Source organism: Alloalcanivorax sp. C16-2 (assembly GCF_046507615.1).
GTDB lineage: Bacteria > Pseudomonadota > Gammaproteobacteria > Pseudomonadales > Alcanivoracaceae > Alloalcanivorax > Alloalcanivorax marinus_A.
In genome coordinates, this window is sequence record NZ_JBKFTL010000002.1 from 258330 (window position 1) to 269783 (window position 11454).

Below are 11454 nucleotides of genomic sequence, written 5' to 3' on the forward strand. Positions count from 1 at the left end.
TACGCCGGGCCTTTTTCTTTCGATTTGGTCGGGACGGAAGGATTTGAACCTTCGACCCCTTGCACCCCATGCAAGTGCGCTACCAGGCTGCGCTACGCCCCGAATCGTCTGGCTTCGTCACGGGCACCGTGGCGAAGCGGCGTGAATCATAACGGATCAGGGCGGGGGATGGAACCCGGATCTCGTCTGTTTGATCAGGTGTTGAGCACTTCAAGCACGTCTTCCAGCTCCACGATCATCTGTCGGATCATTTGATGGTAGCGAGTGGCGTGCTCGGCGTTGGCATCACCGGAGAGCTGCTGGCGGGCGCCGCCGATGGTGAAGCCCTGCTCGTAGAGCAGGCTGCGGATCTGGCGGATGGTGAGCACGTCCTGGCGCTGGTAGTAACGGCGGTTGCCGCGCCGCTTCACCGGTTTGAGCTGGGGAAACTCCTGCTCCCAGTAACGCAGCACGTGCGGCTTCACGTCGCACAGCTCACTGACCTCACCAATGGTGAAGTAACGCTTGCCGGGGATCGCCGGCAATTCGTCGTTATGACTGGGTTCGAGCATAGTCTTCCACCCGCTGCTTGAGTTTCTGACCGGGCCGGAAGGTCACCACGCGCCGCGCGGAGATCGGGATTTCCTCGCCGGTCTTGGGGTTGCGACCGGGGCGCTCGCTTTTGTCACGCAGATCGAAATTGCCGAAACCGGAGAGCTTCACCGGCCGGTTCTCGGCCAGTGAATCCCGGATTTCCTCGAAGAAGGCTTCCACCAGTTCCTTGGCTTCACGCTTATTGAGACCGAGCTCCTCATGCAGCCGGTCGGCCATGTCTGCCTTGGTCAGCGCCATGGAAAATGCCTCGAATCAGCCCCCGCAATCAGTCCCTGAGGGTTGCGTTAAACTGTTGTTTTAACTGGGTTACAACCTGATCAACCAGGTCGTTGACCTGGGTGTCTCTAAGAGTGCGCGAAGGATCCTGGAAGGTCAAGGTCAGGGCCAGGCTTTTGCGGCCGGCCTCAATGTGCTCGCCTTGATAGACATCGAAGATGCGCACGTCCCGCAGACGCTCGTCGCAGGCGGCGCGCACCGCCGCCACCAGATCGCCGGCGGCCACCTGGTCATCCATGACGAAGGCCAGGTCACGCTGGACCCGGGGCTGATCGGAGACCGGCTCGAAACGGGGCAGCAGGCCGTCACGCAGGGGCGCCAGGGCCAGTTCGAACAGGTACAGGTCCTTGGGCAGGTCCAGCGCCTTGGCCAGGCGCGGGTGCAGCTTGCCCAGATAGCCCACCACGGCGCCGTCGCGAACCAGCTCGGCGCACTGGCCCGGGTGCAGGGCCGGATGCTGGCCGGGCCGGAAATCGAAGGCATCGGCGTCGGACAGGGCCAACAGGGCTTCCACGTCCCCCTTGAGGTCGTAGAAATCCACCTGGCGGGGTTTCGCCTGCCAGTGGGCCGGTTGGGCGCTGCCGTACAGCAGGCCGGCGATCATCGGTTCCTGATTCAGGCCGTCGGCGCCGGGCACGAAGCGCAAGCCGGTCTCGAACAAGCGCAACCGGTCGATCTGACGGTTCAGGTTGCGGCCGGCGGCGTTGAGCAGACCGGCGAACAGATTGGTGCGCATCACGCCCAGGTCGGCGGAGATCGGGTTGAGCAGCGGCAGGGGCGGATGCTCCGGATCGACCTTGGCAAGCAGGTCCGGGGCCACGAAGCTGTAGGTGATGGCTTCCAGATAACCCCGGTCGCGCAGGGTATCCGCCAGCCGGCGCACGGGCAGAACATGCTCGCCTTCGGGCTCACCGGCGGGGGTGCCCGCCGGTACCCGGCTGGGCAGGTTCTCGTAGCCGTGCACCCGGGCCAGTTCCTCGATCAGGTCTTCCTCGATGGCCATGTCGAAGCGCCAGCTCGGCGGGGTCACCGACCAGTGCCCTTCGCCCTCGGCGGCCATGTCCATGCCCAGGCGGGCGAGGATGTCCTCGATGTCGGCGTCCGCCAGGGCGGCGCCGAGCAGCGCGGTTACCCTGGCCGCGCGCAGCGGGATCGGTGCCGCCACCGGCAGCCGGGCCGGATCACCCTGCTCGGTGACCGGGCCGGCTTCACCGCCGGCGATGGCGACGATCAGGGCGCTGGCACGCTCGATGGCGCGCTGCTGCAGGGCCGGGTCCACGCCACGCTCGTAGCGGTGCGAGGAGTCCGTGTGCAGACCATAGCCGCGGGCCTTGCCGACGATGGTCAGCGGGTTGAAGAAAGCGCATTCCAGGAACAGATCCGTGGTGCCTTCGGACACGGCGCTGGGCCGCCCGCCCATGATGCCGGCCAGGGCCACCGGGCCACTGCCGTCGGCGATCACCAGGGTGTCGTCGCGCAGTTCCAGAGTCTGGTCGTCCAGGGTATGCAGTTGCTCGCCGGCGCGGGCCTTGCGCACCACGATGCCACCGTCCAGTTTATTCAGATCGAAGGCGTGCAGGGGCTGGCCCAGCTCCAGCAGCACATAGTTGGTCACGTCGACGATCGGGTCGATGGAACGCAGCCCGGCGCGGCGCAACCGCTCCACCATCCACAGTGGCGTGGCGGCGGCCGGGTCGATGCCCCGGATCACCCGGCCCAGGTAGCGCGGGCAGCCTTCCACGTCTTCCACGGTGACCGGGAAGGTGGCGTCCACGGCGGCGGCCAGGGTCTCGGCGGCGGGCTCGCTCACCGCGGCCCGGTTGAGCACGCCCACTTCCCGGGCGATGCCGCGCAGGCTCAGGCAATCCGCCCGGTTGGGGGTCAGGTCCACCTCGATGACGGTGTCATCCAGGTTCAGCCAGGCGCGGATGTCGGCGCCCACCGGCGCGTCCGCCGGCAGCTCCAGCAGGCCGTCGATCAGGTCTTCCAGGCCCAGTTCCGAACCGCCGCAGAGCATGCCCTCGGAGGGCTGACCGCGCAGCTTGGCTTTCTTGATCTTGAGGTCGCCGGGCAGTTGCGCGCCGACCTTGGCGAACGGCGCCTTGAGGCCCTCGCGGGCATTGGGCGCGCCGCATACCACCGGAAAGGTGGTTTCGCCATCGCTGACCTGGCACAGACGCAGTTTGTCGGCGTCCGGGTGTGGCTGGCAACTGACGATCTCGCCCACCACCACGCCGGTGAAGGGGGCGGCCGCCGGTTCCACGGCGTCCACTTCCAGGCCGGCCATGGTCAGTTGGTGGACCAGGGTGTCGGTGTCGATGTCGGGATTGACCCATTCCCGCAACCAGGCTTCGTTGAAACGCATTCTTGGTTATCCTCGGATTCCGTGGCGTGGTGGACTCAGGCGAATTGCGACAGGAAACGGGCGTCGTTCTCGAAGAACAGACGCAGGTCGTTGACGCCGTAACGCAGCATGGCCAGCCGTTCGATGCCCATGCCGAAGGCGAAGCCGCTGTAGCGCGTCGGGTCCACGCCGCCATGCTCGAGCACCTTGGGGTGCACCATGCCGCAGCCCATGATCTCGATCCAGCCGCTGTGCGAGCACACCCGGCAGCCCTCGCCTGCACAGCTCACGCAGCCCACGTCCACTTCGGCGCTGGGCTCGGTGAACGGGAAATAGCTGGGCCGGAACCGCACTGGCAGATCATCCACTTCGAAGATGAACTTCAGGAACGCCGCCACCGTGCCCTTGAGATCGGCGAAGGTGATGTTCTCATCCACCAGCAGCCCTTCCACCTGGTGGAACATGGGCGTGTGGGTCAGGTCCGAGTCGCAGCGATAGACGCGGCCCGGGGCGATGATGCGGAACGGCGGCTCGCCTTTCTGCATCACCCGCACCTGCACCGGAGAGGTGTGGGTGCGCAGCAGCCGGCCGTCACCGAAGTAGAAGGTGTCGTGCATGGCCCGGGCCGGGTGGTGGGCCGGGATATTAAGGGCTTCGAAGTTGTGGAAGTCGTCTTCCACTTCCGGGCCCTCGGCGATGTCGAAGCCGAGGCGCTGGAAAAAGTCTTCCATGCGCCGGCGCATGCGGGTCACCGGGTGCAAGGCACCGGGGCGCTCGCCACGACCGGGCAGGGTCACGTCCAGGGATTCCGCGCCCAATTGCTCGTTGAGCGCCGCTTCCTCAAGGGCGGCCCGGCGTTCGTCGATAGCCGTCTGCACGCGCTGCTTGCCTTCGTTGATCAGCGCCCCGGCCTTGGGCCGCTCTTCCGCGCTCAGGCCCCCCAGGCCTTTCAGCAGCGCGCTGATTTCGCCTTTTTTGCCCAGATAACGGACCCGTGCCTCGTCCAGCGCACGGGCGTCCGCCGCCGCGGCCACCTCGGCCAGCGCCGCTTCCACCAGGCTTTCCAGGTTGTCCATCATACGATTTACCCGTTCCCGTGTTATCTGTATTGGGACTTCCCAACGAAAACGGGGGAAGAGCGCGAGCTCTTCCCCCGTTTCATGAGTACTGTCGTCTTGTTACGGACTGACCGACAGTCGGCTCAGGCGGCGAGACTCGCTTTGGCTTTTTCCGCCAAAGCGCCAAAAGCCACCTGATCACGAACCGCCAGGTCCGCCAGTACCTTACGGTCGATCTCGATGGACGCCTTTTTCAGGCCGTCGATCATACGGCTGTAGGACAGGCCGTTGAGACGCGCCGCCGCGTTGATCCGCACGATCCAGAGACGACGGAACTGACGCTTGCGTACCTTGCGGTCCCGGTAGGCGTACTGGCCGGCCTTGATGACCGCCTGAATCGCCACGCGGTAAACGCGACTGCGGGCACCGTAGTAACCCTTGGCTTGCTTGAGAACTTTCTTGTGCCGGCGACGCGCCTGCACACCACGCTTTACTCGAGCCATTATTCAGACCTCCAAAAACCGGTATATCAGGTGTAGGGCATCATGCGCTTGACCAGTGCCACGTCAGCTTCGTGGACCTGGGTGCGCGGACGCAGATGACGAATGGTCTTGGCCGACTTCTTCGTCAGGATGTGGTTTTTGAATGCCTGCTTACGCTTGAAACCGGAGGCGGTTTTCTTGAAACGCTTTGCGGCCCCGCGGTTTGTCTTGATCTTGGGCATGGTACCTATCTCAAGTTCGTGTGTGATTGAAACGGAAACAACCGGCGAGCCGGTTATTTCTTCTTCTTGCTGCCCGGGCTGAGCACCATGATCATCTGGCGCCCTTCCATGTTCGGGCGTTGCTCCACGGAGCCATGCTCCGCGAGATCGGCCTCCACCCGTTCCAGCAGTTCGCGACCCAGCTCCTGGTGAGCCATTTCGCGACCGCGGAAACGCACGGTGACCTTGGTCTTGTCGCCGGCTTCCAGAAAGCGCTTGAGGTTACGCAGTTTCACCTCATAGTCGCCGGAATCGGTGCCGGGACGGAATTTGATTTCCTTAAGCTGAGTCTGACGCGTTTTCTTACGCGACTCCCTCGCCTTCTGCTTCTGTTCGAACAGATGCTTGCCGTAATCCATGATCCGGCACACCGGCGGTTCCGCGTCGGGAGAGATTTCCACCAGATCCAGCTGCTTGCCACTGGCCTGCTCGAGGGCTTCCTCGAGGGGCACGATGCCGACTTGTTCGCCGTCAGGGTCGATCAGACGAACCTGGGACGCCTGGATTTGCTGATTGATTCTGGCCCGCTGCTCGCGGCCCTTGCCTCCACGCTTAATGTCGTGAACCTCCGGTTAGTTATTCGAACATGGCCCTTCCGGGCCCGCGCCATCCTTATGGATAGCCGGATATTCTAGGTCACGCCCCGCCAGCCGTAAACCCACCGGGGCACGGAGCAGTGCAAACCTGGAGAATGGCGCGAAAAGAACTGGTAGGCACGAGTGGATTCGAACCACCGACCCCCACCATGTCAAGGTGGTGCTCTAACCAACTGAGCTACGTGCCTGCAGAGGGGCGCAATTCTAGGCAGACAGGGCGCCCCTGGCAAGCCCCGGCGGCGGCTTTATTGACCCCGGCCCGGCGGCGATGACGACCGGACGCCCATGATGGCCGCCCGGCGGTTATAGTGAGCCCTTGTCACCGCCGGCCATACGGGACCCCCATGGACCAATTCGTCAACGATCTGCCCGCCGAGACCACCCTGCTGATTCGGCTCGGGCTGGCGCTCATTCTCGGGCTGCTGGTGGGGATTCAACGCGGCTGGCGGGACCGGGAGCAGACCGCCGGCCAGCGGGTGGCCGGGGTGCGCACCCATGCCCTGGTGGGGCTGCTCGGCGGCGTTTGCGCGGTGCTGGTGCCGTATACCGGAAAGCCCCTGCTGCCGGTCGCCTTCGCCACCCTGGCCGCCATCGCCACCCTGGCCTCCGGCCTGCGCGCCTACCGGGTCGATGATTACAGCATCACCGGCCTGATCGGCCTGCTGCTGACCTTCCTGGTGGGTGCCCTGGCGGTACTGGGGAGCCCGACGGTGGCGGCCGCGGTGGCGGTGGTCACCACCATCGTGCTGGACAACAAGAAAGAGGCGCACGATCTGCTGCGCAAGCTGGAAGAGCGGGAACTGGACGCGGCCCTCAAACTGCTGTTGATCTCGGTGGTGGTGCTGCCGCTACTGCCGAACCAGGGCTACGGCCCGGGCGGCATGGTCAACCCCTACGAGATCTGGTGGATGGTGGTGCTGATCGCCTCGATCTCCTTCCTGGGGTATTTCGCGGTGAAGGTGGGCGGCACCCGCCGGGGATTGCTGTTCACCAGCGTGTTCGCCGGGCTCAGTTCCTCCACCGCGCTGACCTTGCATTTCGCCCGCCTGGCGCGGCGCACCCCGGCGCTGTCACCACTGCTGGCCGCCGGCATCCTGCTGGCCTGCGGCACCATGTTCCCTCGCATCCTGGTTTACTGCCTGCTGCTCAACCGCGAGCTGCTGCCGGCGCTGGCCGCGCCGATCCTGGCCATGGCCGCGCTGCTGTATGGCTCGGCGCTGGTCATCACGCTGCGTCATCGCGACGACATCAGCGTTGGCCAGCCGGCGCTCAAACAGAACCCTCTGGAACTGAAATCGGCGTTGTTCTTCGGCCTGCTGCTGCTGGCGATCCTGTCGCTGGGCGCGCTGCTGCAGGATTGGCTGGGCGATGCCGGGGTCTATCTGCTTGCCGCCACCTCCGGGATCACCGACGTGGACGCCATCACCCTGTCGCTGACCCGGCTGTCCCGACAGGGGCTGAGTACCTCAACCGCCGTCACCGCCATCGTGCTGGCGGCGGTGGTCAATAACCTGGTCAAGACCGGCATGGCGCTGTTCATCGGCGGCGGGCGCCTGGGACGCTCGATCTTGCTGCCCATGGGCGCGGCCCTGGGCACCGGGCTGGCACTGGCGTGGCTGCTATAGGGCGGGCGCGGCTGTCGCGGGGAAGCGCCACTAGCGGTTGCGGCGACCGCGCCAGGCGGCCTCGATCTGGCGGGCCCGGGTGATGGATTCCTGCACCAGCTCGGACTGCCGTTCGGCGAATTCACGGATGATTTCCAGGGCCGAGCGCACGTCGCGCCGGAAGATGGTTTCCACCAACGCCTTGAAGAAGGACAGACATTCCTTCATTTCGTCGCCGTCCAGATGCAGGGCCATGAAGTAGGTGCGCTGCAGGGCCGGGTGCAGGTCGGTGAGCACCTCCTCCACGAAGGCATTGCGGGCGAACGGGTAGGCGTGCTCCAGGAACTGGAAGCTGAGGTCGAAGAAGCGCTCCACATCACGGTCGGAGGCGGCCACCTGAAGCTCGTGGATCAGCGCGATAATCGGGTCCAGATCCTCCTCGCGCACGTTCTTGATGGCCTTGCGGATGACCAGGCCGAGCAGCACCTGGATCAGTTCGTAGAGCCCGCGTACATGGGACTCGGACATGTCCTTCACCACCGCGCCCCGGCGCGGCAGGATATCGATCAGGTGGCGGCGTTGAAGAATCAGCAGCGCTTCGCGCACCGAGCCCCGGCTGACCTCCAGCTCACCGGCCACGCGCAGCTCCTGAATCCGGTCTCCGGCCAGCATCTCACCACGGATGATCTGCCCGGCCAGGTGACCGGCGATCTGTTCGGAGAGGCTTTCCCTGGCTTTGAACGTCATGCTTTGTCCAACAATTTCCACGATTGTCCGACTATAAAACAATCCACCCGGCCCACCAAGGGACCGGCGGGGCACCGCCGGCGGGTACCATGGTGCGAAATTTGCCGACGCGCCCAATGACATCCAAAGCCGGGCGTGGTTAATTGCGGGTAATAAAGGAATGCAGTCGGGCGGCCGGGCCGCCAAGGACAACAATGAGAAGGTTGATCACCGAACTGCCGGAACTGGACGGCCTGTTCGATCAGTACGCGGAGCGTTTCGGTCGCGACCAGACGCCCTACCGCAACCACGTTTACCGGGTGATCAACCTGGTGGCCGCCCAGCGCCCGCTGAGCGGCGACGATCTGCGCAAGGTGGAGCTGGCCGGCTTTTTCCACGACGCCGGCATCTGGCTGGCGGGCACCTTCGACTACCTGGCGCCTTCCGCCCGGCTGGCCTGCCACTACCTCACCGAGCACGGTCTGGAGGCGTGGCGCGACGAAATCCACGCCATGGTGCTTGATCACCACAAAATCACCACCTCCGGCCAGGGCCGGGACAGCCTGGTGGAAGCCTTCCGCCGCGCCGACTGGATCGATGTTTCCCTGGGGCTGGTGCGGTTTGGCGTATCCCGGGAACGGCTGCGCGAGATCCACCGCCGCTTCCCCAACGCCGGCTTCCACGCCCTGCTCGCCTCCCTGACCGCCCGACAGTTGTTTACCCGGCCCTGGCGGCCCCTGCCGATGCTGCGCCTCTGACCCGCGCCCCGGGACATTTCGCCCAAGGACAAACCGCCCAAGGGCGATTTGCCTAATCGCGGCGGCACCGCCGCGCCGCCTAGCATGGTGTTCGCCACCAACCACGCCGGGAGGCAGCCATGCCGGACTCACTGGCCCTTGATCTGGCCCGCGTCCAGTTCGGGTTCACCATCTCCTTCCACATCATTTTTCCCGCCATCACCATTGGCCTGGCGAGCTATCTGGCGGTGCTCGAGGGGCTGTGGCTGTATACCCGCAAGCCCCTGTATCGGGATCTCTACCATTTCTGGGCCCGTATCTTCGCGGTGAATTTCGGCATGGGCGTGGTCTCCGGCCTGGTGATGGCCTACCAGTTCGGCACCAACTGGAGCTTTTTCTCGGAGTTCGCCGGCGGCATTACCGGCCCGTTACTGGCCTACGAGGTGCTCACCGCCTTTTTCCTGGAAGCCGGCTTTCTCGGCGTGATGCTGTTCGGTTGGAACCGGGTGGGCCCGGGGCTGCATTTCCTGTCCACCCTGGCGGTGGCGGTGGGCACCCTGATCTCCGCGTTCTGGATTCTGGCCTCCAACAGCTGGATGCAGACGCCCCAGGGCTTCGAGATCATCGACGGTCGGGTGGTGCCCACCGACTGGCTGGCGGTGATCTTCAATCCCTCCTTCCCCTACCGCCTGTTGCACATGTCGGTGGCGGCGTTCCTGGCCACGGCTCTGTTCGTGGGCGCGTCGGCGGCCTGGCATCTGCTGCGCGGCAATGACGCGCCGGCGGTCCGCAAGATGTTCTCCATGGCCCTGTGGATGGTGCTGGTGGTGGCACCGGTGCAGGCCCTGATCGGCGATCTGCACGGCCTCAACACCCTGAAGCACCAGCCCGCCAAGGTGGCGGCCATGGAGGGCCATTGGGGCGGTAAAAGCGAGCCCGGCGAGGGCTTTCCGCTGCTGCTGTTCGGCTGGCCGGACATGGCGGCGGAGACCACCCGCTTCGCGGTCGGCGTGCCGCGCCTGGGCAGCCTCATCCTGACCCACAGTTGGGATGGCACCATCCCCGGCCTGAAGGACTTTCCCGCCGAGGACCGGCCCAACGCCACCGTGGTGTTCTGGTCGTTCCGGGTGATGGTCGGGCTGGGGCTGCTGATGATCCTGCTCGGCGGGCTCGGTCTGCTGCTGCGCCGGCGGGGCCGGCTCTATCGGTCGCGGGCGTTCCTGCGCTTCGCCCTGGCCATGGGCCCGGCCGGGCTGGTGGCGATCCTGGCCGGCTGGTACACCACCGAGATCGGTCGCCAGCCCTGGGTGGTACAGGGGCTGCTGCGCACCGGTGACGCGGTTTCGCCGCACGCGCCGGCCACTCTGGCGTTGTCACTGGCTCTGTTCGTGGTGGTCTATCTGTTCGTGTTCGGCGCCGGCATCGCCTATGTGCTGCGGCTGGTGCGCAAGGGACCGGTGGCCGAGGAAGGCACCGGCACGACGCCCGGCGGGCCGGGCCAACAACGACATGCCATGCGGCCGCTGTCCGCGGTGGCGGAGGAGCAGTGAACATGGGTATCGATCTGCCGTTGCTTTGGGCCCTGATCATCGGTTTCGGGGTCATGATGTACGTGCTGATGGACGGCTTTGATCTCGGCATCGGCATCCTCTATCCCTGGTTGCCGGACAAACACCATCGTGATGTGGCCATGAACACGGTGGCGCCGGTGTGGGACGGCAACGAAACCTGGCTGGTACTGGGCGGCGCCGGTCTGCTGGCGGCCTTCCCGGTGGTCTACTCGGTGGTGCTGACCGCTCTTTATATTCCCCTGGTGTTGATGCTGCTGGGACTGATCTTCCGGGGTATCGCCTTTGAGTTCCGCTTCAAGGCCCGGGAACGGGAACGCCCGATCTGGGACAAGGCCTTCATCGGCGGCTCCTTCACCGCCACTTTTTTCCAGGGCGTGGTGCTGGGCGCCTTCATCAGCGGCCTGCCGGTGGAGAACGGCGTTTACCTGGGCGGGCCGCTGGACTGGCTCGCCCCCTTCCCACTGTTCACCGGCCTGGGCCTGGTGTGCGCCTACGCCCTGCTGGGCTGCACCTGGCTGATCATGAAAACCGACGGCGTGCTGCAGGCGCGCATGGCTCGGCTGGCGCGCCCGCTGTCCTGGGGGCTGCTGGCGGCGATCGTGGTGGTCAGCGTGTGGACCCCGCTGCGCGACCCGGCCATCGCCGAGCGCTGGTTCAGCCTGCCCCATCTGCCCTGGTTCGCGCCGGTGCCGGCGCTGGTGGTGGTGGCCATGGTGCTGATGCAGCGGGCGCTGCGCCGGGGCGCCCAAGTGACGCCGTTCGTATTGACCCTGCTGCTGATGTTTCTCGGCTACGCCGGGCTGGCGATCAGCGGCTGGCCGCGCATCCTGCCCCCGAACATCGATATCTGGCAGGCGGCGGCCCCGCCCCAGAGCCTGGGCTTCGCGCTGGTGGGAGCGCTGTTCATCGTGCCGTTCATCCTCATGTACACGGCGTTTTCCTACTATGTGTTCCGGGGCAAGGTGCGCCCCGGCGACGCCGGCTATCACTGATGGGAGGAGAAGGCCATGCGGCAACCGACGAGCACCCCACCCCCTTCCCGGCTGCGTCGGCTGGGCTGGCTGTTGCTGATCTGGAGTGCAAGCGTGTTGACCCTGGCCCTTGCCGCCGGGGCCATGCGCCTGCTGATGAACGCGATCGGCTTACAGACCACCTAGCGACAAGCTGACAAGCTTCAGGGAAAGT

At 65.4% G+C, this 11454-nt stretch carries 13 protein-coding genes and 2 tRNA genes; 5 read left to right on the plus strand and 10 right to left on the minus strand.

Annotated features, from left to right (window positions below):
• Positions 1-25: 25 nt before the first annotated feature.
• From ACLD02_RS11390 to ACLD02_RS11430, 9 genes are all read right to left on the minus strand, one after another.
• Positions 26-102: transfer RNA gene (locus tag ACLD02_RS11390), tRNA-Pro, on the minus strand.
• A gap of 92 nt (positions 103-194) precedes the next feature.
• Positions 195-551 carry a MerR family transcriptional regulator gene (locus ACLD02_RS11395; RefSeq protein ID WP_203102007.1) on the minus strand — a complete coding sequence of 119 codons (357 nt, stop codon included), beginning with the start codon at positions 549-551 and terminating at the stop codon, positions 195-197.
• Entirely contained in the window at positions 532-831 is a 300-nt protein-coding gene (ihfA, locus tag ACLD02_RS11400) for an integration host factor subunit alpha (RefSeq protein ID WP_203102005.1), read from the minus strand. Before ihfA ends, ACLD02_RS11395 begins: the two co-directional genes overlap by 20 nt.
• 28 nt (positions 832-859) lie before the next feature.
• A complete protein-coding gene (gene pheT / locus ACLD02_RS11405) occupies positions 860-3235 on the minus strand; it encodes a phenylalanine--tRNA ligase subunit beta (RefSeq protein WP_203102003.1) in 2376 nt (791 codons plus the stop codon).
• A 35-nt stretch (positions 3236-3270) separates the two neighbouring features.
• Positions 3271-4290 carry a phenylalanine--tRNA ligase subunit alpha gene (pheS, locus tag ACLD02_RS11410; protein WP_274380666.1) on the minus strand — a complete coding sequence of 340 codons (1020 nt, stop codon included), beginning with the start codon at positions 4288-4290 and terminating at the stop codon, positions 3271-3273.
• A gap of 125 nt (positions 4291-4415) precedes the next feature.
• On the minus strand, positions 4416-4775 hold the full coding sequence (gene rplT / locus ACLD02_RS11415) for a 50S ribosomal protein L20 (RefSeq protein WP_203101999.1): 360 nt from the start codon (positions 4773-4775) through the stop codon (positions 4416-4418).
• A gap of 26 nt (positions 4776-4801) precedes the next feature.
• Positions 4802-4996: a 50S ribosomal protein L35 gene (gene rpmI, locus ACLD02_RS11420; RefSeq protein WP_161384493.1), complete on the minus strand. Its 195-nt coding sequence runs from the start codon at positions 4994-4996 to the stop codon at positions 4802-4804.
• Positions 4997-5049: 53 nt separating this feature from the next.
• Positions 5050-5592, minus strand: a complete 543-nt coding sequence (infC, locus tag ACLD02_RS11425; protein ID WP_338015181.1) for a translation initiation factor IF-3 — start codon at positions 5590-5592, stop codon at positions 5050-5052.
• A 150-nt stretch (positions 5593-5742) separates the two neighbouring features.
• Positions 5743-5819 (minus strand) — tRNA-Val (locus ACLD02_RS11430).
• Positions 5820-5975: 156 nt separating this feature from the next.
• On the opposite strand from ACLD02_RS11430, the gene ACLD02_RS11435 reads away from it, so the two are divergent.
• Complete coding sequence (locus tag ACLD02_RS11435; protein ID WP_410298755.1) at positions 5976-7256, plus strand: MgtC/SapB family protein; 1281 nt, start codon at positions 5976-5978, stop codon at positions 7254-7256.
• A gap of 30 nt (positions 7257-7286) precedes the next feature.
• Here ACLD02_RS11435 and ACLD02_RS11440 read toward each other — a convergent pair whose 3' ends face one another.
• Positions 7287-7982, minus strand: coding sequence for a GntR family transcriptional regulator (locus tag ACLD02_RS11440; RefSeq protein WP_203101995.1), 696 nt, complete (start codon positions 7980-7982; stop codon positions 7287-7289).
• A 194-nt stretch (positions 7983-8176) separates the two neighbouring features.
• Here ACLD02_RS11440 and ACLD02_RS11445 point away from each other — a divergent pair, with 194 nt between their 5' ends.
• From ACLD02_RS11445 to ACLD02_RS11460, 4 genes are all read left to right on the plus strand, one after another.
• A complete protein-coding gene (locus ACLD02_RS11445; protein WP_203101993.1) occupies positions 8177-8719 on the plus strand; it encodes a hypothetical protein in 543 nt (180 codons plus the stop codon).
• A gap of 119 nt (positions 8720-8838) precedes the next feature.
• Positions 8839-10248 (plus strand): cytochrome ubiquinol oxidase subunit I, encoded by a 1410-nt coding sequence (locus ACLD02_RS11450; protein ID WP_410298756.1) that lies wholly within the window; start codon positions 8839-8841, stop codon positions 10246-10248.
• Between the two features lie 2 nt (positions 10249-10250).
• Positions 10251-11261, plus strand: coding sequence for a cytochrome d ubiquinol oxidase subunit II (gene cydB / locus ACLD02_RS11455; RefSeq protein ID WP_410298757.1), 1011 nt, complete (start codon positions 10251-10253; stop codon positions 11259-11261).
• A gap of 15 nt (positions 11262-11276) precedes the next feature.
• Positions 11277-11426: a DUF2474 domain-containing protein gene (locus ACLD02_RS11460; protein ID WP_203101979.1), complete on the plus strand. Its 150-nt coding sequence runs from the start codon at positions 11277-11279 to the stop codon at positions 11424-11426.
• Positions 11427-11454 lie beyond the last annotated feature (28 nt).

Bases quoted from the DNA above. Each gene is read 5' to 3' on its own strand.
- cydB (WP_410298757.1), top strand. From the start codon at position 10,251: ATGGGTATCGATCTGCCGTTGCTTTGGGCCCTGATCATCGGTTTCGGG.
- rplT (WP_203101999.1), bottom strand. From the start codon at position 4,775: ATGGCTCGAGTAAAGCGTGGTGTGCAGGCGCGTCGCCGGCACAAGAAA.
- ACLD02_RS11450 (WP_410298756.1), top strand. From the start codon at position 8,839: ATGCCGGACTCACTGGCCCTTGATCTGGCCCGCGTCCAGTTCGGGTTC.
- ACLD02_RS11445 (WP_203101993.1), top strand. From the start codon at position 8,177: ATGAGAAGGTTGATCACCGAACTGCCGGAACTGGACGGCCTGTTCGAT.
- pheS (WP_274380666.1), bottom strand. From the start codon at position 4,290: ATGGACAACCTGGAAAGCCTGGTGGAAGCGGCGCTGGCCGAGGTGGCC.
- rpmI (WP_161384493.1), bottom strand. From the start codon at position 4,996: ATGCCCAAGATCAAGACAAACCGCGGGGCCGCAAAGCGTTTCAAGAAA.
- ACLD02_RS11395 (WP_203102007.1), bottom strand. From the start codon at position 551: ATGCTCGAACCCAGTCATAACGACGAATTGCCGGCGATCCCCGGCAAG.
- ACLD02_RS11435 (WP_410298755.1), top strand. From the start codon at position 5,976: ATGGACCAATTCGTCAACGATCTGCCCGCCGAGACCACCCTGCTGATT.
- ACLD02_RS11460 (WP_203101979.1), top strand. From the start codon at position 11,277: ATGCGGCAACCGACGAGCACCCCACCCCCTTCCCGGCTGCGTCGGCTG.
- pheT (WP_203102003.1), bottom strand. From the start codon at position 3,235: ATGCGTTTCAACGAAGCCTGGTTGCGGGAATGGGTCAATCCCGACATC.
- ihfA (WP_203102005.1), bottom strand. From the start codon at position 831: ATGGCGCTGACCAAGGCAGACATGGCCGACCGGCTGCATGAGGAGCTC.
- ACLD02_RS11440 (WP_203101995.1), bottom strand. From the start codon at position 7,982: ATGACGTTCAAAGCCAGGGAAAGCCTCTCCGAACAGATCGCCGGTCAC.